Raw genomic sequence first — 21,604 nt, 5'->3', positions numbered from 1 at the left:
CGTCATTACTGCGTTTATTGATACCGGTGGTCGGGGTCGAAACAGCCTCGATAACCCTTATTTAATAAGGAGTTATCGAGGCCATTTGTAAAATTTGTGTAAAACGATTTAGAAATGCAAGTCATTAAAAGATTTATTGACCCTTAGAAAATCTACACTCTATAGACAGAGTGGATTACTTAATTTTCTCTTAATATCCCGAAACATACCACTTGGCGTGCTTTTGGTATCGGCTTATCATAACCAAAAAAAATGACCCATCCTTATCAAGACAGGCCATTTTTATAGACACGCTTTCAAAACGAATCCTATTACTCTAACACTCTATTCCTCATCACTGCCCCTATACCGCCTATATGGAAGCGGATTCCATGTTCGGTATTCGAGATCTGCTTTTCTTAATGCAGCAGGAATATCTTGAAGTATTTTTGTCGCTACTTCTAGTTCGCGTTCAGCTTCTGATTTATCCTGATACAAGAACTCATCAGACGATTTATCCATTGCTTTATCCACCTTTTCTTTCAAGTTTTCTATAACCATTTCCTGCTGACGATAAATCGATTCACGAGTTTCCGCCACCCACTCCGGCTGCACGGAACGAAGCTGATCTGTTACATAACTGAATTCTTCAAAGATCTCCTTATACACTCGGTCCGCATTTTCGCGTATATCCTTAATGGCTGCTTCTAAATCTTCAATCGTTAGTTCATCCACCCCTAAAGGGCGCTTTCGTTTGGAACCACCTATTCCGTTTGAATGTAGATAATAAGGAAAAATAGACTTAATCGTTTTTCCAATAGGTGCAATTGCAAGTCGATCCTCGTCGACACCTTTAGGCTGCACACCTTGCATCGCAATACGGGCAGATTCTGGTCTTACAATTTCCTTCGGTGGTAAAACACCATACCGTAGCAATTCACGGATACCTGTTCCAGAAATATTGATTCGGTAACGATCATCGTGAGGACATGTTTGTTCTGTTGCTGGGTTATCACAGCGCGTGCAATAGAACACCTCGTGGAATAACCGAATATCGATTCCTAGTTCTTCATTTGTAAACTTATCAAAAATCGTGTGACTTGCATATTTATCATAAAAATCACCAACACCCGCATGGTCTCGGCCAATTAATGCATGGGTACATCCGTAATTTTTCATAATGAGTGCATGGAGAACCGCTTCACGAGGTCCTGCAAAAATGTAGGTCACACGTAATGGTGAAAGAATTGTTCTCTCCTTTGGATAATACGTATCAAGCACAGCCTGATAGGATAACATTCGGAATTCATGTCTTGTATATTCACGCTTTGTCATCTCAACCAAAGGCTGAACAAATAATCCATCCATTTCCTCAAGTGCATTGCGATGAATATATTCGTGACCCCGATGTAATGGATTTGCACCTGTAATAAAACCGCCAACCGATTTAAATTTTTTCTCTTCATAAAATAGTTTCCATGTATCTTTCGGTTCGATTCGTAATTTTTCAAAAGGCCCCCAATGGACACGGCGTAGTAACTGAATCGGTCCACCTAATGCTGTATCCCCCATCCTGCGATAAATAGAATCTACACCAGGGTGATCGCGGTCAGTCGTACCAAATAATTGCTGTGCTCGGAATTTTCGGTCATAGTCGAAAATGTCATCTAATTGTAGGATAGCTACCGGTTCCTTCGATTCATCCACTAATGCGACCTCATCTCCCACCGACAGAGATTGAATCACATGCCTATTTTTGTCGCCAATAGGTGCGAAGCTTAGCGGCACAGGCCAAACAAGCCCATTTGCTAGACGCCCTTCTTTTAATACTGATTTATAGTCGGCTTCATTCATAAACCCTTCATTTGGAGATAGTACACCTGTAGCAATCATTTCAAGCGTTATGACAGCCTCTAAATCAACCATAATATATGGAAGCTGCTTTGCCCGCTCCATTGCTTTATCTCTTTCGTCCCCAGTTAAAACACGATTAACTAATTTCCCTCCATGTGGCTGTTGTGGATAGCATGTCACTTTTTCTTCGCCACTTATCTCTGTGTTCATTAACAATCCATCTCATCCCCCTAAAAAAATATTTAACCGTTTCTACTGTTTTTCGTGCTACTATTAACTCCCCATTTTTAAAACGCGATTTCCTAATCTACTCTCATTCCGCCTTTTTAAAGCCTGTATGTGCCCGCACAGTGACTTCAGCATAGCGTTTCATATCATTTTCTTTCGAGAAAATTGTTCCGAGATAACCACCAAGAAAGCCTAATGGCACACTAACAAGTGCAGGATTATCTAATGGGAAGATTGGGTTTCCTACAAATAGAGCGGCCCCTTCAACTGGTGAGAATACGCTAGGACTGATCGATACTAGAATTAATGCTGAGATCAGCCCAGAAAGAACTGCCCAAATTGCACCCGATGTATTAAAGCGCTTCCAATATACTGTGTATAATATAACTGGCAAATTCGCACTTGCTGCGATACAAAATGCTAAAGAAACTAGGAAGGCTACGTTTAAGTATTGAGCACCTAATGATAATAGGATGGATAAAATAGATACACCTAATGCTGCGTAGCGTGCTGCTAACATTTGCTGTTTCTCTGTTATCTCGCCTTTTTTAATAATTTGTCCGTAAATATCATGTGCAAATGCAGATGCTCCAGATAACACGAGGCCAGCAACTACTGCTAAAATTGTCGCAAATGCAACAGCAGAAATGAATGCAAATAAAATATTGCCGCCAATTGCCTGGGCTAATAGTGGTGCAGCCATGTTTCCACCAGGGTTTGCTGCGAGAATTTCACTTTCCCCGACATATATTGCTGCCCCCATGCCAAGGAATAATGTTAAAATATAAAAAACTCCGATCGTCCAAGTTGCAGTAATAACGGAGCTTCTGGCAGTTTTTGCATCTTTTACCGTGAAAAAGCGCATTAGAATGTGCGGAAGACCGGCTGTTCCAAGTACTAAGGCAAGCATTAAGGAAAGCGTTCCTAGAGGATTATTATATTTGACTCCCGGATTTAAATAATCTGCACCATGACTGGTCGCCGTTTTCACTTCCGTAAACATTGCCCCAATATTAAAGTTAAATTTCAATAATACCAGGAAGGAGATGATAACCATTCCTGCCATCAGAAGGACAGCCTTTGTAATTTGTACCCAACTTGTTGCAATCATTCCACCAAATAGAACATAAATCGTCATCATTACCCCAACAATTAACACTGCAATCCAATACGGGATATCGAATAAAAGCTGTATAAGTGCACCAGCACCAACAAGTTGTGCAATCATGTAGAAAAGGACAATGGTAATCGTACTAAGCGCAGCAGCCCCTCTTACTTTTTTCGCATCAAAGCGAGAATTAATCATATCCGCTAATGTGTATTTACCAAGGTTACGCAATGGCTCTGCAACTAAAAACAATACAACTAAATAAGCAATCAAAAATCCGATACTATAAAAAAATCCGTCAAACCCTTTTAAGGCAATCATACCTGCAATACCTAGGAAGGATGCCGCTGATAAATAATCACCAGCTATTGCTAATCCATTTTGCCATCCAGTCAATCCTCCACCCGCCGTATAAAAATCACCGGTGGATTTTGTTTGTTTTGCTGCAATATAAGTGATGACTAACGTAAGAATAACGATTGCGAGAAAAAGAACTACTACTATCGGATCCATCTACATACCCCCTTATTTTAACTGCTCATGAATGATTTGCTCGGCTTCTTTATCAAAGGAAGCTGCTTTTCTTACATACATTCCACTTAACACCCAAACCATCAGAAACTGTGAAAATGCAAAAATCCATGTCCAAGAAATATTTCCAATCGCTGGGTTGTTTAAAAATGTTGTGTAAGATGTGAAAATTGGCAATAAAAAGTAAAAAATCATGAAAAATACTGTCAATGGTACAATAAATTTCTTCTTTCTGCTCAAAAATTGTTTGAATTGCGGACTGCTTTGAACCTTTTCATAATCTACACTTTTTTTCTTGCCCGTCATTAATTCCTTTTGAGCCAAGATAGACCATCCCCTTCTGCTACAATTTATAGATAATTATATATTTTTTGAATATTTTGTAATTATAAAATGGATGAACGGTCGAAAACATAGGTTCAATGGTTATATATAGCTCGTGAATGGTTGTAGATCCTAGTCTATGGATCTTATCATTTATAAATATCAAGAATAGATTTACTCGCAGAACGACTTACAGGGATTTGTGTTCGATCTTTATCTTTTAATGTCAAATTACTTGTTCCATTAAACCATGGGGTAATTTCTAAAACGTGATTTAGATTTACCAAATAACTACGATGTGCACGGAAAAACATATGACCAGCCAACTGATCCTCTAATTCTTGTAAGGTCATCCGACTCATAATGACTTTATCCTCGGTATGAATCTCTAATAATCGTTTATTTGGTACAGCGTAGTAAATGGAATCAGGTGAGACTACAATCATCCGTTCTCCATCATCAATTAACATCTTTGATACAATCGTTTGTGCCTTTTTTTTCGTTGCTTCACTACTATTCTTTCGATTTGACATACTTTTGCGAATTCGGTTCATCGTCCTTTGAAATATTGTCTCGTCATATGGTTTTAATAAGTAGTCAACTGCTTCTACTTCAAAAGCATCCATTGCATACTCATCATATGCAGTGGTGAACACAAATAGGGGAATTTTGTCTGACTCCTGTTTCATAATATATCTTGCTGCCTCGATTCCAGTAAAACCCGGCATCTCTACATCAAGAAAAATAACATCCGGGCGATGTTCAGAATATAACTCAATTAATTGTTCACCTGTTTCCGCATGCGGAGTAAGGATAACGCCCTTCTCATCTTTCAATAAATAAAGCAATTCCTTTCTTGCCATCATCTCATCTTCAGCAATCATTGCACGAATATTCATCCTATCACTTCCTTTCTTCCAATTGATTTGGTATTGGAATCGAAAATTTCACTTCACTGCCCCCATCGGACAAATTTCGAATATGCATTCTCGCTGACTCTCCTAATAAATGAACTAATCGTTGGTTCACATTATAAATACCTATCCCACCATTATTATGATCTACTAATGGCTGTAGACTGACAATCGGTAAAATATGTTTAGGAAAACCGCTACCATTATCCCGAACGAAAACGGCAAGTCTCCCATTCTCTTTTTCTATTATAATTTCAATCTTTGCACCATCTGTTACATTCTTTAAACCATGCTGAACCGAATTTTCAATCAAAGGCTGAATGGTCGATGGCGGAATATAAATATTGGAAAGGTCAGTTGGCTCTATAAAATTAATTTGTAATCTTCCTTTAAATCGTTCTTGAATAATAGAAGTATAAGCTTTCGCATGTTCACACTCTTTTTCAAGTTCAACCAGAGATTTCGATACTAAGCGTAGATTAAACCTCATATAACTGGCTAACTGTAATGTTAGATGACGCGCATTCCCTGGATTTTCCCGAAACAAACCTGCGATTAATTGGAGGGTGTTAAACAAAAAGTGTGGATTGATTTGTGCCTGTAAATTCCTTAACTCTGCATCACGAATATGTGCTTTTAGTTTCTCAGCCCCAAGCATGTTCAATTGATCTGAAATAAATTGTCCAAGCCCTTGTGCCATCATCATTTCAACAGGAGAAATATGCACTGCTTTTCGAAAATGGAAAGTAATAAGATACGTTACTTGATCATCTTCTATAATTGGAATGAAAATAGCTGCCTCAAGGCTACATTTTTTATGAGTGCACAAAGAATCTGATTTCGCGTGTATAACCTGGATCTTTTTCAATGTAATCGCTTTTTGTGCTGGAATTGCTGTAATCGGATCACCAAAATGATGATGATCTTCTCCCAATCCTATATGGGCTAAGACCTCCTTTTGATCTGTAATGGAAACGGCAGCAAGCCTCAGACGATTGTATAATAAATTTGCTAAGCCATTCGCAACATCAAAAGGAGAATCCTTTTTTAAAAATGGAAGCGCTTCCTTCGCGATGGTTAATGCTTGTTTCGATGCAAGAGCTGCCTCATTCTCTTGCTCACGTAAAACAATTCCTATCATCGCTGTAAAAATGACAATCGCTGCACTATTTGATAACACAAGTGGTAAGCCAATCGTATTGACAAGTGCAATCATATCTATTCTATCTGTGTATATAATAAGTAATAATTGCATATGTAAAACTGGAGGAAAAACCCCAATAAATAATGCCTTCAGCGGAGAAATAACGCGTTCATTGGAAAAAAATCTTGCCGTTAATCCTGCTAGTAAGCCTGTTATAGGATTGACAAGACCATTCGCTAATCCCCCAACACCGCCAAGAAAAAGGAGATGGATTCCAGTAATAACCCCAGCGCCAAAACCAAGAATCGGCCCACCTAATAAACCGGCTATCACAATTGCAACAAGGCTCATGCTAACAATTAAATGTTGATCCTCTACTGGAAAAATAACTAGATTATGACTGATGAATCCATCCTCATGTATGACAATCCCTGTAACCGTACTGGCCATTCCAAATAAACCAAACACTCCTGCATGAACGAGCGACATCTTCATACTATAATTACGGTACATTAATGATTGGAAACCAGGTGTCCGTGTCATCACAAATGCAATAATAAGAAGTAGTCCCAAACGTTCAAACAAAATAATCGTTAAGTTTTCCATTTCTTTTCTCCCCTTGAGACAATGCCAGACTGCGATTGAATATAAAATTTATTAAAATCTACAATGGATTGGGATTGCTCTCTTGAAAGAATGGTTCCCAAATATGCGCCAAGAAAACCAATAGGAATGGTAATAATACCTGGATTATATAGAGAAAAAATTGCCTCTCCTCTAATCCAACCATCACTTGGATTCATAATGTAAGGACCTAAAATGACAAATAATAAAGAAGCAGCAAGTCCACTAAACATCCCCATTATGGCGCCCACTTGAGTAAAACGCTTCCAATAAATCGTTAATAAAAGAACTGGGAAAATACTTGACGCGGCAACAATAAAAGTCATCGAAACGAGAAATGTTACATTAATGGTCTCCAAACGTAACGCAAATAAGGTGGAAATGAATCCGATTCCTAATGCCGACCAACGTGCTGCCCTCAATTGCTCCTTCTCCGTTGATTTCCCTTTTTTCAAAATATGATGAAAAAAATCATGGGAAAAAGCTGTTGTGGCGGAAATAACAAGCCCTGCAACGACTGCAACAATGGTTGTAAAGGCAATCGCAGAAACAAATGCCAACAAGAAGTCACCTCCAACCGCCTTTGCAAGTAATGGTGCAGCTAAATTTCCAGTAGGGTCCAGTAACATTAGCGATTCATATCCCAAGAAGGCGACAGTCCCTAGCCCTAAGACGAGTGTCATCACATAAAAAATTCCAATGATCCATGTTGAACTGATTAGAGACCTGCGAACCTCAAAAGCATTACTAACCGTAAATAGTCGTATCAAAATATGAGGCAATCCTGCAGTTCCAAGCACTAAAGCAAGTTGTAGCGATAGAAATTCCAGTGGATGATCAAATAAATTTCCAGGAAGGAAAAATTTATCTTCTAATGGCGTACCAGTTTTTACTTCTCCAATTAGCTCCGCAACATCCCAATTAAAATGAGAAAGAACGATAAGTGTGAGGAGAAATGTTCCTGACATAAGAAGAACGGTCTTCACAATCTGTACCCAAGAAGTCGCAATCATCCCACCTACAACGACAAAAATCGTCATTAATCCCCCTATGACTATGACGGAAATATAATAATTGATATCAAGCAGCAAACGAAGTAAAAATCCTGCAGCAACTAGCTGAGGGATTATGTATAGGATGGAAATCATAAACGTACAAAATGCCATAAGTAATCGCATACTCTCACTTGGAAATCGTGAACAAATGACATCTCCAAGTGAATATTTACCTAAGCGGTGAATAGGTTCAGCAATTAAAAATAATACAACAAGATAGGATACTAAAAAGCCAATTGAATATAAAAAACCATCATAGCCACGGATCGCAACCATCCCAACGATACCAAGAAAGGAGGCTGCACTAATAAAATCGCCAGCAATGGCCATTCCATTTTGAAAACCTGTTAATGTCCCAGCAGCAATGTAAAACCGATTAGTTGTTTTACTTCGTTTGGCTGCCCAATAGGTAATAATCAATGTACAAACAATAATATAAATAAGGAATAAAAAATAAGTAGGATTCACAGCGATTCCTCCTTATGGATGGCTTCTATCTGTCGTTCAATTTTTTTTGCTGTTGTATGATATAGCCAACAGAAGAACCATGTCATCGGAATTTGTAAAAATGCATAAAACCATGCCCAAGAAATACTATAAATAATGCTTGGCCGAATCATCACATCAGGAATGAAAATAAGAGATAAAGGAAGCAAAAAATAAAACAGTAATGCAGCAGCCAAAGCAGGCGCCATCAACTGCTTTTTCTTACGTATTAAATGTAAAATTCGCTCCTCCATTTCATCTTCCTCCTGTTTTTAAAATCTGAAAAATCAGTAAAATACTTCAATTCAAATAATACATGAAGGGTTTAAACATGTAAAGTTGATACTGAAACTCTGTGCTGCTAAAGCCGACAGGTCTCTATTTACTTTAAAAAGATCATGCCGATACTATGGTAGTAAGTTTCCTTTAAATGAATTAATGGTTTTATAGATACTTTTGCAGCCGCCCTCTGCAGAAAATAGAGTGCTTCCGATAACGTGTCGGAAGCACTCTTTATGTTTTTATGACCATAGTCAATAGGAAATTGCTTTTAATAGAAAAGGGCTACCCCTGGAAGAACTTATCATTAAAAGAAATATATTTTCTGTTATAATAGACTAATTGATTAGAAGGCTATTTGCTTTAATTAAAGAAAGAAGGGTATAGATGAAACAGGAAATTGGCTTTAGGTGGCTAGTCTTTTTCGTTGGTCTTATGACTTTGGGACTTGGGGTAGCTCTAACTATTAAGGGGCAGCGTCTTGGTGTTAGTTCTTGGGACGTACTTCACATTGGTCTGTTTAAAAACATGGGGCTATCGATTGGGCTTTGGTCCATTATTGTTGGAATCATTATTATCGTTACCGCTTCGCTTGGCTTACGTGAGTTCCCAAAACTCGGAACTTTAATGAATATGGTTTTTGTTGGATTATTTATCGACTTTTTTAACTGGTTATTGCCAGACCCCCACACTATTCCGATCCAATACATTGATTTTATCCTTGGCATAGTATTGATGGGTATTGGTGGCGGCATCTACCTTTCTGCAAATTTAGGCTCAGGTCCAAGAGATAGTTTAATGCTGTTAACAGTGAAAAAATTTAATTGCAGCATTACAGTCGCACGTACCATCATGGAAGTAGTTGTTGTTATAGTGGGTTTTCTTTTAGGAGGACCTATTGGAATAGGAACCATCATAATGGCCTTTGCACTTGGTCCAATTATTCAAGTATCACTTGGATACAGCACAAAAATAGTAGAAAAATGGATAAGCCACAAGCATGTGGTGAACGAGAGTTTTCTTGGTTAAACGAAGGAGCAATAATAATATAGTGAAACTCCCCCTCGAGGCCAGTGGGTCAGTCCCCCGTTCCGTTAAAGCTTTATTTCACCGAGGGACTGACCCTATTTTTGCCAACTTGGACTGAAACTAATTTATTCTCAATACTAGGGATTCAACCATTCCTGGAATGCCAACGAACAAGTTACTCAAATCAAAGTAAAAAAGGTGTTGGTTAGTTAGAATTTCCTAATCAACACCATTAACATTTATAGGTACACCTTACATTTAAAAATTTGTGCCTATAAACACTCTTGCTTCACGTAATTGGCATCTATTCAATTTCAAATACACCAAATCTACTAATATAGTCTGTTTCGACAGTTATTTTCCCGTCTTTGTACTCTCCGCCAATAACTTCCCATTTCTTCGTTGTTTCGTTGTAGTAAGAGACCTTCACATTCTCTGGATTTTTCACAAGTGTAGAATCGATATTACATGTTAATGTGACTTTCCTGCTAAACTTATGATTAGCTCTTGATTTGATTGTAAAGTCATATCCAACTAAAGCAGATTTATCTTTTACTTTTTCTTCCTTCACTTTAAATTCTGTTTCACTGTCAGGCAAGTTGGATGCTGGGAATAGTAGCTCTACTACTCCGTTTGAAATGACTAAAGTTGCATTTGCTTCTTTCAATTTTGAAATTGCATCTGCAGTTAGGACGATTTTGGCATTTTTTTGTTCAGCAATCTCAACAACTACAGTAGCATCTTTGTCTAATTCATCGAATGCATCTGCATTCACGGTATATTTGTTACCCTTTCGCTCCGGTTTAACCACGACCGTTGTAGGTTGAAATTCCAACCCGTTTATACCTAATTGAAGATCTTCAATCGCTGCCTGTAGCTGTTCCTCGGTTTCTACTTTTGCAAAGCACTGGGTCTACTATCAGAATTGAATTAAACATTTCATACATAACAAATCCAAACATTAAAACTGTAGCTAATGCCATCGCTGTTATTTGTGCAATCGAATTTTTAAGAATAGCTTTAATTACTTTCATTTTCAGTTCCCCAATTAATATTCTTTTTAATTTTATTTAAAGCAACATCGACACTTGACACTAAATTGTGTAGCTCCTTGTTAGAAACAACGGAGAAATTTCCTCCGTTATTCCTATTAACTTTGATACTGCTGTTAATCAGTTTTAAACAACTTTTAATTAATGCTAAATCGTTTGTAATGGCCTTTTTGCTCAATAAGTCCTCATTCTTGAGGTTCAACAGCTTTCGCCTCTCCTTCACCTTCCATAATTGAATATTAATATTCAAATACAACACTGTAACACTATTACGGCATTATTACTGATTCAACCAGTCGAAATACGGTAAGTCACCATTGCTGCTAAATTCTACTTTTCCGTTTCTCAAGTCGACCTTATGAGCCATATTTCTAACTGCTCCACGGGCATAACTTTTAATCCTATGTGCTGGTACTCGTTTATAAGCTTCAGTTTCTATTTTTTCATTAACAAATGTTTCAATAAGTGTGAGCCATGCTTGTTTACTCCATCTGTTAGGTGAAAATTCACTGTAGCAAGAATTACAGGCGTCAATTAAAGCAATTTTAAATTGGATTGGATTTAAAAAGTTGTCAATACCTTGTAAATTAACAAATGTTTCTTTCTCTTTATTTTGTTTTTCTTTGTTTATTTCTTTATATATATTTATTAAGTGTTCGTTTTGAACAGTTGATTTTGAACTGTTGACCATCAATTGTTGAGAACCATCAATTGAAGAATCCACAATTTTAGGATTATCAGACCCTTTGGGTTGTCTATTTTCACCAATGGAAAGTAAATGCGTAAAGCTTTCACTCAGTGCGATTATTCTAAACCCACCTTGATTTACCTCTTGAATCATAGTTAAAACTTCACTATCGTCAAAAGCTACGTCACTGACATTGTAATAATACAAAGTCTTTTTCCCATCTCGATATTGTATAGTCACCCAGTACTTTTTCGCTTCCAACTCCTTTATTGCGTTTGTTATTGGGCCTCGTCCAAATTTAGAATACAGTTGCATTTTGCTGATTATCCAAGTATCAGGTAATGACATTAGGTGAGCGATTAAACCAATGCTCCTAACATCCTCAAGGCTCTGTAAAGCTCCATTATGAATTTGAGCGTAATCAGTTGTTTTCCTTCTTTTAATAATTCCATTCATATGGTAATTTCTCCTTTAGACTTCATCGAACAAATTTGCTACAATGAAGTTGTTATTTTTTAAGAAACGTTCCCTTAGGTCGGCAAACTGTGGGGGAACGTTTCTTTTTGTTTGTAAACTTTTAAATAGTAACATGAGCCAATATTATTCTAAACTTCTTTGTTTTCAGAAAATATTGCTTAAAGCTCCGAATTGTTTATGGCTTTCTGCTACATCTTTTGACCATAAGTTTACATATTTCTTTGTAATTTCTAATGATGTATGACCCAGCAATTGCTGAAGGTGAAAAGCATTTCCCCCGTTTTGAATGAAGAATTTAGCTGATGTATGTCTGAATGTATGCGCTGATACTCTAACATTTGTGATTCCAGATAACTTGGCATAATGTTCAATCCTATTTTGTATGCTCCGCTTTTTGAGTTCGTCTCCATCAACATTGATGAAAAGATTATCAGTGTGACAATTGCCACGAATCTTAATCCAAATATCCATTTGTTCCTTCAGTTTTTTGCTCATGGGAACCACACGTTCAAAAAATGTTTTGGTTTCCCTTATTACAATTTCATGTTCTTTTACATCGGCAAGCTCTATACTAACCAGCTCATTAAGTCGAATTGCTGTATCAAGCATTAACAACATAATGGTGTAATCCCTTATTCCAACAAAAGTACGTTTGTCACAAAGAGAAAATAATAGTTTCACCTGCTCCTTTGAAAATGATGGTACAACCTCTTTACGTTGTTTCAAAAGCTTCACGTTAGCCATTGGATTTTTTTTAATGTGTTTATTGTTATACAAGAAATTGAAAAAACATCGTAGTGCTCGTAGCTTTGTGTTTATGGTGGTTGTTTTCAATCCCCTTTCTTGCATATCCAATATCATTAATTTAATATCACGCTCAATCATGTTGACTAATGGTTGTCTTTTTGATTGTAAGTTTTCTCGATAGTATTTGATGGTATGAGGACGTAAATTTTTAAGATGGCATTCTTCGTAGAATAATTTTAAAGCTTCTTCGTCAGTTGTGACGAATGTTGTCTTGGTGGAAATTCGTATTTCATCATCGGTTAATAAGCTTCTTCTTTTGCTCACTGCACACTACCCCCGCACACTTTTAGTGGTTATTTTGTCGTGTGAAATAAACACAAAAAAGCTCCATGCAATTAAGCATGAAGCCTAGATAATACTGCTTTTCATGATACCGGTGGTCGGGGTCGAACCGACACTCCTCACGGAACACGATTTTGAGTCGTGCGCGTCTGCCAATTCCGCCACACCGGCAAATACTTGGCAGGGGTAGTAGGAATTGAACCCACACCAAAGGTTTTGGAGACCTTCGTTCTACCTTTAAACTATACCCCTAAAATGGAAAATTATTTTGCTTTGCAAAACTTTGGTTATTTTCACTACCGTGAAAAAACATTGGTGGAGGGGGACGGATTCGAACCGCCGAACCCGGAGGGAGCGGATTTACAGTCCGCCGCGTTTAGCCACTTCGCTACCCCTCCACATTGGAGAAATTAATTATTAAAATTTATGGAGGAGGAAGAGGGATTCGAACCCCCGCGCGGTTTGACCCGCCTGTCGGTTTTCAAGACCGATCCCTTCAGCCAGACTTGGGTATTCCTCCGTATAAGAACATATATTAAAAATTATTTTGCTGCACAAAAAACTTTGGTTATTTTACTTCATAAAAAAACTTGGTAGCGGCGAAGGGAGTCGAACCCCCGACCTTTCGGGTATGAACCGAACGCTCTAGCCAGCTGAGCTACACCGCCAAATATTTTATAAAATTATAAGTTATTTTCACTATCGTGAAAAAACCTTGGTGGAGCCTAGCGGGATCGAACCGCTGACCTCCTGCGTGCAAAGCAGGCGCTCTCCCAGCTGAGCTAAGGCCCCATTTTGTTCGTTTTGAAGATGGTCGGGAAGACAGGATTCGAACCTGCGACCCCTTGGTCCCAAACCAAGTGCTCTACCAAGCTGAGCTACTTCCCGTATTAATGGTGCGCCCTGAGAGATTCGAACTCCCGACCTTTTGATTCGTAGTCAAACACTCTATCCAGCTGAGCTAAGGGCGCATTATTTATGATTAATTTTTTACTCTCGTAAAAAAACTTGGTTATTTTGCTTCGCAAAAAACTTTGGTGCCGAGGACCGGAATCGAACCGGTACGGTAGTCACCTACCGCAGGATTTTAAGTCCTGTGCGTCTGCCAGTTCCGCCACCCCGGCAACATTGGAGCGGAAGACGGGATTCGAACCCGCGACCCCCACCTTGGCAAGGTGGTGTTCTACCACTGAACTACTTCCGCATTATTTACCTGTATTAATAAAGTTATTTCTTTTAAAAAATTTGGTTATTTTCTTCTAAAATAACTTTGGTGCGGGTGAAGGGAGTCGAACCCCCACGCCTTGCGGCGCCAGATCCTAAGTCTGGTGCGTCTGCCAATTCCGCCACACCCGCATGGTATAAAAACTAACTAGAAAACTAAGGTACTAACCTCGCCACTTCGTAGCGGCGACATTGATAATCTTACAACGAATTACGACAAAAATCAACACCAAATTTCAAAGAATTTTTTTTACAAGTGAAAAGCCACTGAAATTATACCAAAATACATTATTATCCTTGAAAAGATAAAAAAAATGGTTTAGAACCTTTTTTATGGGAAAAAATACAATATACTTTATTCCCCCAAAAAGGAGCTGAATTACCTTGAGCTATTACCAGAAAAAAGACGCTGAAAAAACAATTATGAACCAGGCAGATCAAGAAGAAAACTCAAATAACGGTGAAAAATCACCTGAATTTGACGTATTTGGAACAGCGCTAAATGACCTTTACAGTCCTTTTGAATTTTAAAAAGCCCAATGTATAAATGAGAGACAACTCTCTTTTGTACATTGGGCTTTTGCTTACCTTTTTATCGCTTTCAAAACAATCGCTTCGCCAACAAAGTAAATAATTTTTTCATTCTCGATAACCATCCTGAATTTATCCTTGATCTCTTGTGAAGATTCAAGAATGTACCTCGTTAAATGATTTTTTTCAGGTTCAGATAGTTTCATGTTCGAACACCATGGATTAAAGTGAAACGTCTTCTCAAACCGGTGCCATTCAAAAATTTCTAAACCGCTATACTCAAGTTTCTGTATCCATTCGGATTTTTTCCAGGCACGAAAATGACTGTAATCTCGCATTTTTTCGATTGTATTATAAAATTGATCAAATTCTTGTTTCTCAGGGACAACATTATCATTTAATAAAAATTGTCCTTCTGACTTTAACACGCGATATACTTCCTTTATAAATAAATCCACATTCGGAAAATGGTGTGGCGCAATCCTGCATGTAACAATATCAAATGACACATCTGAAAAAGGCAGCTGTTCTGCATCTCCCTGAACAAACTCAACGTTTAGATGACCATTACCTTTTATGAAATTTTTAGCCGCAGCTAACATCTCTTTCGTAAGATCCACCGCTGTAACTTTTTTTACTAACGAAGCAAAAGAATTAGCAGTATGCCCGCCACCTGTGGCAATATCGAGCAGAACCTCCTGGCCATTAATATCTGCCATTCCCACCATCTTTACTAAGTCTTTTCCATCCTTATGAATCGGACTGGAAACATACGAAGCCGCATTTTTTCCAAATTGCTCTTGAATGTCCTTTTTGATATCCATTCTGAATCACCTCATAATTCTACTTTAAGCCATCCTGTTACTAAATAAAATTACGAGGTTTTTATCATTTAAGATAAGAAAAACTTATAATTCAAATTCCACTACTACTGGACAATGATCACTGCCCATAATTTCACAATGAATGTCTACACCAATTAAATGGTCACGAAGTTTTTCAGAGACGATGAAATAATCAATACGCCACCCAATATTTCGCTCTCGAACCTTGGCCATATAGCTCCACCATGTATAGGCACCTTCTTTTTCAGGATAAAAATGGCGGTAGCTGTCCACAAAGCCTGACTCCAGCAGCGCCGTCATCTTCCCACGTTCCTCTATTGTAAAACCAGAATTTCCTAAATTCGATTTAGGATTTCTCAAGTCAATTTCCTGGTGCGCCACATTTAAATCCCCACAGAGAACAACTGGTTTAACTAGGTCTAATTCTTTCAGGTGGGAGGTGATTCGATCTTCCCATTCTAGTCGGTAACCTAGTCTTGCTAAATCCCTTTGTGAATTTGGTGTGTAAACATTCACGAGATAAAACTTTTCAAACTCTAACGTTAGGATTCGTCCTTCATCTTGTGAATCCTCATCCCCTAAACCATAACGAACAGAAATCGGTTCAACCTTTGTGAAAACGGCAGTTCCGGAGTAACCCTTTTTAACCGCGTAATTCCAGTATTGATGGTATCCCTCAAGTTCAAGATTGATTTGACCTTTCTGTAACTTTGTTTCCTGTACACAAAATATATCTGCATTTACTGTTTTAAAGTAATCTAAAAAACCTTTATTGACACAAGCCCTTAGCCCATTTACATTCCAAGATACTAATTTCATGATAAAATCCCTTTCCCAGTTCATTTCTTTTCAGGAGAAATTGTATCAGCTTTAGAGAGTGATGGAAAGCATTCCGAATTACTGAAATCTTTTATACCTCGGACACATATATAAATCAGGAAAAAACGAGTTAAGTTTATCGCAAAAGAGCCTGTAACCACAAGGACATATAATCCCTTGGTGACAGGCTCAGTAAATGTAAAATATCCTGTTTTATGGAACAAAATATTGTTCTGTTAATTTTGTTGAAAATAGTTCTGATGCCGGTACGATTTTGATATTGCGTTTTTTAAATTCATCCATCGATTGAAATATCCCTACAGAACATACTTTGCCCGTTACCCCAACATGACCAATAGCAATTCCTTTACCACTGAATTCAGTTATTTTAGCCAATCTGTTCATCTGCTGTCTGACGTGGTTTGAAGAAGATATATCATCCAGGAAAACATCTCTTTTTAAAAGTGGGACATTCATTTCCTCGGCCACTTTAGGAAATTTGGAATTGGGGCTTGTTCCACTATCGATAATATATAACTTCTTTTCCCTCGCTACTTCGACAATCGCTCTAACGATTCCCTCATCCTCTACCGCTCTGGAGCCCATATGATTATTCATCCCAATTGCATGAGGTACGGACTTTATTGCTTCTTCCACTCTGCTTTTTACCTCTTTTGGTGAAAGGTCTACTGTAATCGGTTTTGGTCCTAACCACGAGCGTTTCCCTTTCTTTGGCTCCATCGGTAAGTGTACGATTACCTCGAAGCCATTTTTATGTGCCCACTCAGCGTGTTTCTTGGAGTGCTCAGTAAAAGGCATAACCGCCGCTGTGATTGGAATGTCACCTTCGAGAAAATCTCTCACACCACCCGTTCCACCGCCGAAATCATCAATAATAATTGCCGCCTTAAGCTGCTTTTCAACATTTTTTTCAGCTGATGCAGGATTCTGCATAGATAGCAACAAAAATGGGACAAGGCACAGAGCAAATCTTTTCATAAAAAACCTCCATTTGAATGTTTTACGTTAATTTGCCCTGTGATAAAAGATTCATTCCAACAAAAAAGGACCTTATAATAAGGCCCTTCTTAACGTGTATTCTATTCGTCGTATACTTCAACTTTTTCCATGACATCGCCATTTCTCATTGCTTTTGCTGCTTCTAGACCAGAAGTCACTTTACCAAAAACAGTGTGAACACCATTTAGATGTGGCTGCGACTCATGAACGATAAAGAATTGGCTGCCGCCTGTATCTTTACCAGCATGTGCCATTGAAAGAGATCCAGGTACATGTGTGTGTGGATTTCCTTGTGTCTCACATTTAATTGTATAACCTGGACCACCAGTGCCTGTTCCAGTTGGGCATCCACCTTGGCTAACAAAACCAGGAATAACTCGGTGGAAATTTAACCCGTTGTAAAAACCTTCTTTTGCTAACTTTTCAAAGTTTGCAACTGTACCCGGTGCTTCATTTGGATACAATTCAAATTCGATTTTCTCACCGTTTTGCATTTGTATGTGTCCTTTTTTTGCCACAATTAACATCTCCTTTATGTAAAAAAATTCATCTTTATGATACACTTTCCAACGTAGAAAAGAAAGTTTCATGGTTCAAATCTTCAATTTTGTGGTATTATAACTTTACCCCTTCCGAACATTCGCTTGTTGCGGGACACTTAACCACTGTACGGACGGAAGGGGTACGTAGTGTCGCTTTTAGCGGCATTACAAGAAGCCAAGACTCCGGTCTTGGCTTTTTTAATGGTCTTTATTTGTCAAACGATAAAATAATAAAATGATTGATAAGAAAATTAGGTATCCAAAAAAGGTATAAATATGCTTCCATTCCTGACTATGCACAAATAATCCAAACAGTTCAGAAAACCTCTCAACAATTGGCATTAATAAGCTTAGAAATAAAATAATTCCTACTCTCCCCCATTTTGAAACCTGCTTCATCATTTTAAGGTAAACCAAAACTAATACAGGCAAAGCTACGAAGGTGAATGCAATGTTAACCGAAAACACCTCTGGAAACGGTCTAATTGGGAACATGTACATATTCTTGCCAACAAAGTAAAGATCCAAGCTAGTTCCTAGCAAAATCGCCAAAAAGACTGTTGGACCATATTCTTTAATCAAAAAGGGTAATGACTTTTTTTGCCAAGGAGGCAAGTTCAAGCCTTTCGAGTGTTTTACAGTATTCATATTCAATCTCCCCGTTAATTTGTGTTTCATTAGTCTCCAGAAGATAGTCTGCAACTTGCCCATCTCTAAACCAATCTCCCTTTTCCGCTTCTTGATGATGAACAATTTTCCATGCAGACATTAAATCAGGACTATAAATTTTGCTAGCTCCCCATCTCAGCTTGCAAGAGTTTAATCGGAGCTGATATGGAATCCCAGGAATACCTTCGTTCACATTATTGAAAATATGCGGCCAATAATCTTTTCTGGAACCTGTATGAGGATGTTCTTTTGCCCATTTAATAAATGAATCTTTTTTTTGAAAAAGAACCTTATACAATCTTTTTCCTAATAAAATCCGTTCATGTAAGGTTTGAAACTGATGAAGTGTTTGCCCAGCAAGGCTGTTTTTTCGATAGGGAAACAAAATTTGATTAAAAGAAAGGACATCCTGCAGTTTAAACTCCAACGTGTTTAAAACATCCTTTTGATAAACTGGATTTTGTATAACCCTTTTTTCTAAATAATTTTGTTCGTTAATGACGAGTGCCATGGTAAGGATATAGGGGTCTGGACTTCTCCAAAAATAGTTCCAAATCGTCTCCATGAAAGTTGAAATATTTAAATAAGGCAACAAGTAAAACAGTGGTTTACCCCTTTTCAAACTTTCACCGTATAGCAAAAATTGTGGATAGGCGTCCTGAAAAATCAGCCAATTCCCACGTTCTAAAAAGCTAAAATAGTCATTCCGTTCCTTTTTCGTCAGTAAGCGAGTAAGCAAGTCCCCCTTTAAATCGGTCATGTTCCAGCCGCCATTTCTTGACACCATATGGCCTAAAAATGCCCAATGGATTTCGGGATGTTTTTGATAAATATCAAAATAAGCTTTCGTTCTTGTAACATTATTCAGGTTCAGTTCCTGTGTTTCACGTCTTATCCTTTCAAAAAGTCCCTGATTTTCTTTTGTTAATGGTTGGAGTGCGGCGTTTTTCATTTTTAACTTTATTTCATCCTTAATGAATTCGATTGGTGGTTTCTCCCGGTTCCTGATAAAAAAAATTACAATCACCTCCCTCGAGAATTCTCCTTCTACTTCCTGAATATGTATAGATGGAAATATTCAATTGGGAGAGGACTGAACGCCTGCGATGATCGATACAAGTAAAGGCATTGACTGGTTGGTTGAAATGCTTAGAAGGGATCAATCTCCCGATGGCTCCTGGGCTTATCCGTTTGAAACTGGATTATCAACAGATACCTATATGATCATTTTATTACGGACATTGGAAATAAATGATGAAGAATTAATAAAGGGTCTCGCTGAGAGGATTTTATCCAGACAAGAAAAAAATGGTTCCTGGAAGCTTTTTTATGATGAGCACTCTGGTAATCTCACTGCTACCGTGGAATGTTATTATGCGCTTCTGTATTCTGGATACTATGAAAAAAAGGATAAACGGCTTCAGGCAGCGAAAAAGTTTATTTTATCCAAGGGCGGGATTGAAGAGGTTAATATGTTCACAAAAGTGATGTTGTCCTTAACTGGTCAACTTAAATGGCCAAGGTTCTCCCCTCTCCCGATTGAAATCATCTTGCTGCCGCTCCATTTTCCCATTAACTTTTATTCTTTTTCGGTTTACGGAAGGGCAAATCTAACTCCAATGATGATTCTTGCTGACAAAAAATTCACCTTGAAAACGGGTAGGAGCCCCGACCTTTCTGATTTAATTGTTAGTCGAAATCATCCTGTTACCTGGATTCGTTCGGAGAAAATGCGCTCCCTTTATTCCTTTATCGAAGAAGGGAAAAAGGATTTGATGGGGTTGCCCCAGCAGCTTCATAGGATTGCTATACAGCGCGCTAAAAAGTATATGCTGGACCATATTGAAAAAGATGGTACGTTTTACAGCTATTACAGCTCAACTTTTTTAATGATTTTCGCTCTCCTCTCACTTGGGTATAAGAAAACCGATCCAGTTATCATAGCTGCGATTAATGGGATTAAATCCATGAAAACTGAAATTAACGGACTTCCACATATGCAATATACAACAGCAAATGTTTGGAATACCTCGCTAATTGGCTACGCTCTTCAAGAAGCTGGGTTATCACCTGAAGATAAAATGGTTGTGGAAGCAAATCAATATTTACTAGACAGACAACATGATCAATACGGAGATTGGGTGATTCATAATCCTAACAGTTTGCCAGGTGGCTGGGGTTTTTCAAATATAAACAATATCAATCCTGACGTTGATGATACGACCGCGTCCTTAAGATCTATCTCAAGAATGACTTCTACAAATCTAGACACGTGGAGTCGCGGGATTAACTGGCTGTTGTCGATGCAAAATGACGATGGGGGCTGGGCAGCTTTTGAAAAAAACACTGATAAAAAGATTTTTGAATTTTTACCAATTGAAAAAGGCGAGTTTATCCTAACTGATCCATCGTGTGCAGATATCACGGGTCGTACCCTTGAGTTCTTTGGGAACTATACGAATGTCCCGAAAGACCACAGAACGATTATAAAGGGAGTAAAATGGCTGGTTGACCATCAAGAGGTGGATGGTTCCTGGTATGGCAGATGGGGAATTTGTTATATTTACGGGACCTGGAGTGCCGTAACAGGATTAGCAGCAGTTAGGGTACCTTTCAGCGATTCTTCGATTCAAAAGGCAGTAATATGGCTGCGAGGAATTCAAAACAGTGATGGCGGCTGGGGCGAATCTTGTTATAGTGATAGTAACGGAAAATATACCCCATTGAAGGAGAGCACTTTGACCCACACCGCCTGGGCACTGGATGCATTAATTAGTGTTTCAGACAAACCGACACCAGAGATACGCAAAGGTATTTCCTACTTATTGAGGAATCTACAAAAAGAAGATTGGACGACAGACTACCCCAAAGGCCAAGGCATGGCTGGTGCTTTTTATATACATTATCATAGCTACCGGTACATCTTCCCGCTGCTGTCATTGGCTCATTATCAAAGGAAATTTGATTCATGAATCGACGGGGCCTGGTGTCCCCGTCGATTTTTCTATTTGTACAAATATAACTCCTCGGTTGCGTATATGATTTCAATTTCGCAGAAAAATTCGGATTCTTCCCCAAATCCCACTCTCTACA

Annotated in this window: 20 protein-coding genes and 11 tRNA genes; 3 read left to right on the top strand and 28 right to left on the bottom strand. The window is 38.2% G+C overall.

The annotated features are described in order from the left end of the window. Positions 1-324: 324 nt before the first annotated feature. The 7 genes from J2Y03_RS02910 to J2Y03_RS02880 form a co-directional block, all read right to left on the bottom strand. Entirely contained in the window at positions 325-2,043 is a 1,719-nt protein-coding gene (locus J2Y03_RS02910; protein ID WP_310191350.1) for a sulfate adenylyltransferase, read from the bottom strand. A 103-nt stretch (positions 2,044-2,146) separates the two neighbouring features. After that, entirely contained in the window at positions 2,147-3,682 is a 1,536-nt protein-coding gene (locus tag J2Y03_RS02905) for a solute symporter family protein (protein ID WP_310190486.1), read from the bottom strand. A gap of 12 nt (positions 3,683-3,694) precedes the next feature. Then, positions 3,695-4,024 (bottom strand): DUF485 domain-containing protein, encoded by a 330-nt coding sequence (locus J2Y03_RS02900; RefSeq protein WP_396954157.1) that lies wholly within the window; start codon positions 4,022-4,024, stop codon positions 3,695-3,697. A 149-nt stretch (positions 4,025-4,173) separates the two neighbouring features. Beyond that, positions 4,174-4,923 carry a LytR/AlgR family response regulator transcription factor gene (locus J2Y03_RS02895; RefSeq protein WP_310190485.1) on the bottom strand — a complete coding sequence of 250 codons (750 nt, stop codon included), beginning with the start codon at positions 4,921-4,923 and terminating at the stop codon, positions 4,174-4,176. 4 nt (positions 4,924-4,927) lie between these two features. Beyond that, positions 4,928-6,688, bottom strand: a complete 1,761-nt coding sequence (locus tag J2Y03_RS02890; RefSeq protein ID WP_310190483.1) for a LytS/YhcK type 5TM receptor domain-containing protein — start codon at positions 6,686-6,688, stop codon at positions 4,928-4,930. After that, positions 6,676-8,229 carry a solute symporter family protein gene (locus J2Y03_RS02885; RefSeq protein WP_310190480.1) on the bottom strand — a complete coding sequence of 518 codons (1,554 nt, stop codon included), beginning with the start codon at positions 8,227-8,229 and terminating at the stop codon, positions 6,676-6,678. Before J2Y03_RS02885 ends, J2Y03_RS02890 begins: the two co-directional genes overlap by 13 nt. Then, positions 8,226-8,501, bottom strand: coding sequence for a DUF485 domain-containing protein (locus J2Y03_RS02880; protein ID WP_310190477.1), 276 nt, complete (start codon positions 8,499-8,501; stop codon positions 8,226-8,228). The genes J2Y03_RS02885 and J2Y03_RS02880 overlap by 4 nt, the downstream gene beginning before the upstream one ends. Positions 8,502-8,913: 412 nt before the next feature. Here J2Y03_RS02880 and J2Y03_RS02875 point away from each other — a divergent pair, with 412 nt between their 5' ends. Beyond that, a complete protein-coding gene (locus tag J2Y03_RS02875) occupies positions 8,914-9,555 on the top strand; it encodes a YczE/YyaS/YitT family protein (RefSeq protein ID WP_310190475.1) in 642 nt (213 codons plus the stop codon). Positions 9,556-9,859: 304 nt separating this feature from the next. Here the strand turns inward: J2Y03_RS02875 and J2Y03_RS02870 are convergent, their stop codons facing one another. From J2Y03_RS02870 to J2Y03_RS02800, 15 genes are all read right to left on the bottom strand, one after another. Beyond that, positions 9,860-10,390: a hypothetical protein gene (locus J2Y03_RS02870; RefSeq protein ID WP_310190474.1), complete on the bottom strand. Its 531-nt coding sequence runs from the start codon at positions 10,388-10,390 to the stop codon at positions 9,860-9,862. Positions 10,391-10,415: 25 nt separating this feature from the next. Further along, positions 10,416-10,589: a hypothetical protein gene (locus tag J2Y03_RS02865; RefSeq protein ID WP_310190472.1), complete on the bottom strand. Its 174-nt coding sequence runs from the start codon at positions 10,587-10,589 to the stop codon at positions 10,416-10,418. A 298-nt stretch (positions 10,590-10,887) separates the two neighbouring features. Next, positions 10,888-11,751, bottom strand: a complete 864-nt coding sequence (locus J2Y03_RS02860) for a hypothetical protein (protein WP_310190470.1) — start codon at positions 11,749-11,751, stop codon at positions 10,888-10,890. A gap of 165 nt (positions 11,752-11,916) precedes the next feature. Next, positions 11,917-12,843, bottom strand: coding sequence for a tyrosine-type recombinase/integrase (locus J2Y03_RS02855; RefSeq protein WP_310190467.1), 927 nt, complete (start codon positions 12,841-12,843; stop codon positions 11,917-11,919). Positions 12,844-12,950: 107 nt separating this feature from the next. Further along, positions 12,951-13,032: transfer RNA gene (locus tag J2Y03_RS02850), tRNA-Leu, on the bottom strand. A gap of 7 nt (positions 13,033-13,039) precedes the next feature. Next, positions 13,040-13,113, bottom strand: a tRNA-Trp gene (locus tag J2Y03_RS02845). A gap of 61 nt (positions 13,114-13,174) precedes the next feature. Next, positions 13,175-13,259, bottom strand: a tRNA-Tyr gene (locus tag J2Y03_RS02840). Between the two features lie 29 nt (positions 13,260-13,288). Next, positions 13,289-13,381: transfer RNA gene (locus J2Y03_RS02835), tRNA-Ser, on the bottom strand. A gap of 71 nt (positions 13,382-13,452) precedes the next feature. Continuing rightward, positions 13,453-13,529: transfer RNA gene (locus J2Y03_RS02830), tRNA-Met, on the bottom strand. 48 nt (positions 13,530-13,577) lie between these two features. After that, positions 13,578-13,653 (bottom strand) — tRNA-Ala (locus J2Y03_RS02825). Positions 13,654-13,672: 19 nt separating this feature from the next. Next, positions 13,673-13,749 (bottom strand) — tRNA-Pro (locus J2Y03_RS02820). Between the two features lie 6 nt (positions 13,750-13,755). After that, positions 13,756-13,832: transfer RNA gene (locus J2Y03_RS02815), tRNA-Arg, on the bottom strand. A gap of 64 nt (positions 13,833-13,896) precedes the next feature. Next, positions 13,897-13,985 (bottom strand) — tRNA-Leu (locus J2Y03_RS02810). 5 nt (positions 13,986-13,990) lie between these two features. Continuing rightward, positions 13,991-14,065: transfer RNA gene (locus tag J2Y03_RS02805), tRNA-Gly, on the bottom strand. 67 nt (positions 14,066-14,132) lie between these two features. Continuing rightward, positions 14,133-14,217: transfer RNA gene (locus J2Y03_RS02800), tRNA-Leu, on the bottom strand. Positions 14,218-14,469: 252 nt separating this feature from the next. On the opposite strand from J2Y03_RS02800, the gene J2Y03_RS02795 reads away from it, so the two are divergent. Then, entirely contained in the window at positions 14,470-14,616 is a 147-nt protein-coding gene (locus J2Y03_RS02795; protein ID WP_165903277.1) for a hypothetical protein, read from the top strand. A gap of 53 nt (positions 14,617-14,669) precedes the next feature. Here J2Y03_RS02795 and J2Y03_RS02790 read toward each other — a convergent pair whose 3' ends face one another. The 6 genes from J2Y03_RS02790 to J2Y03_RS02765 all read right to left on the bottom strand — a co-directional run bounded on the left by J2Y03_RS02790 (position 14,670) and on the right by J2Y03_RS02765 (position 19,463). After that, on the bottom strand, positions 14,670-15,440 hold the full coding sequence (locus J2Y03_RS02790) for a class I SAM-dependent methyltransferase (protein ID WP_310190464.1): 771 nt from the start codon (positions 15,438-15,440) through the stop codon (positions 14,670-14,672). Between the two features lie 84 nt (positions 15,441-15,524). Further along, a complete protein-coding gene (locus J2Y03_RS02785; protein WP_310190461.1) occupies positions 15,525-16,280 on the bottom strand; it encodes an exodeoxyribonuclease III in 756 nt (251 codons plus the stop codon). A 213-nt stretch (positions 16,281-16,493) separates the two neighbouring features. Next, complete coding sequence (locus tag J2Y03_RS02780) at positions 16,494-17,279, bottom strand: divergent polysaccharide deacetylase family protein (protein WP_310190459.1); 786 nt, start codon at positions 17,277-17,279, stop codon at positions 16,494-16,496. A 101-nt stretch (positions 17,280-17,380) separates the two neighbouring features. Continuing rightward, a complete protein-coding gene (locus J2Y03_RS02775) occupies positions 17,381-17,818 on the bottom strand; it encodes a peptidylprolyl isomerase (protein WP_132097090.1) in 438 nt (145 codons plus the stop codon). Positions 17,819-18,040: 222 nt separating this feature from the next. Further along, on the bottom strand, positions 18,041-18,424 hold the full coding sequence (locus J2Y03_RS02770; RefSeq protein WP_310190457.1) for a CBO0543 family protein: 384 nt from the start codon (positions 18,422-18,424) through the stop codon (positions 18,041-18,043). Next, complete coding sequence (locus J2Y03_RS02765; protein ID WP_310191345.1) at positions 18,417-19,463, bottom strand: DUF2515 domain-containing protein; 1,047 nt, start codon at positions 19,461-19,463, stop codon at positions 18,417-18,419. The genes J2Y03_RS02770 and J2Y03_RS02765 overlap by 8 nt, the downstream gene beginning before the upstream one ends. 154 nt (positions 19,464-19,617) lie before the next feature. Between J2Y03_RS02765 and shc the strand changes: the two genes are divergently transcribed. After that, positions 19,618-21,483, top strand: a complete 1,866-nt coding sequence (gene shc / locus J2Y03_RS02760; protein ID WP_310190455.1) for a squalene--hopene cyclase — start codon at positions 19,618-19,620, stop codon at positions 21,481-21,483. Positions 21,484-21,604 lie beyond the last annotated feature (121 nt).

The sequence above is a fragment of the Neobacillus niacini genome (assembly GCF_031457145.1).
Classification (GTDB): domain Bacteria; phylum Bacillota; class Bacilli; order Bacillales; family Cytobacillaceae; genus Neobacillus; species Neobacillus niacini_J.
The sequence above is the reverse complement of the archived record's forward strand: the minus strand, read 5'-3'. Positions and strand labels throughout refer to the sequence as shown.

What these genes read in the sequence shown, in the direction of transcription:
- J2Y03_RS02860 (WP_310190470.1), bottom strand. Translation starts at nt 11,751, where the DNA reads ATGAATGGAATTATTAAAAGAAGGAAAACAACTGATTACGCTCAAATT.
- J2Y03_RS02910 (WP_310191350.1), bottom strand. Translation starts at nt 2,043, where the DNA reads ATGAACACAGAGATAAGTGGCGAAGAAAAAGTGACATGCTATCCACAA.
- J2Y03_RS02780 (WP_310190459.1), bottom strand. Translation starts at nt 17,279, where the DNA reads ATGAAAAGATTTGCTCTGTGCCTTGTCCCATTTTTGTTGCTATCTATG.
- J2Y03_RS02905 (WP_310190486.1), bottom strand. Translation starts at nt 3,682, where the DNA reads ATGGATCCGATAGTAGTAGTTCTTTTTCTCGCAATCGTTATTCTTACG.
- J2Y03_RS02785 (WP_310190461.1), bottom strand. Translation starts at nt 16,280, where the DNA reads ATGAAATTAGTATCTTGGAATGTAAATGGGCTAAGGGCTTGTGTCAAT.
- J2Y03_RS02895 (WP_310190485.1), bottom strand. Translation starts at nt 4,923, where the DNA reads ATGAATATTCGTGCAATGATTGCTGAAGATGAGATGATGGCAAGAAAG.
- J2Y03_RS02865 (WP_310190472.1), bottom strand. Translation starts at nt 10,589, where the DNA reads ATGAAAGTAATTAAAGCTATTCTTAAAAATTCGATTGCACAAATAACA.
- J2Y03_RS02880 (WP_310190477.1), bottom strand. Translation starts at nt 8,501, where the DNA reads ATGGAGGAGCGAATTTTACATTTAATACGTAAGAAAAAGCAGTTGATG.
- J2Y03_RS02875 (WP_310190475.1), top strand. Translation starts at nt 8,914, where the DNA reads ATGAAACAGGAAATTGGCTTTAGGTGGCTAGTCTTTTTCGTTGGTCTT.
- J2Y03_RS02790 (WP_310190464.1), bottom strand. Translation starts at nt 15,440, where the DNA reads ATGGATATCAAAAAGGACATTCAAGAGCAATTTGGAAAAAATGCGGCT.
- J2Y03_RS02765 (WP_310191345.1), bottom strand. Translation starts at nt 19,463, where the DNA reads ATGAAAAACGCCGCACTCCAACCATTAACAAAAGAAAATCAGGGACTT.
- J2Y03_RS02890 (WP_310190483.1), bottom strand. Translation starts at nt 6,688, where the DNA reads ATGGAAAACTTAACGATTATTTTGTTTGAACGTTTGGGACTACTTCTT.
- shc (WP_310190455.1), top strand. Translation starts at nt 19,618, where the DNA reads ATGATCGATACAAGTAAAGGCATTGACTGGTTGGTTGAAATGCTTAGA.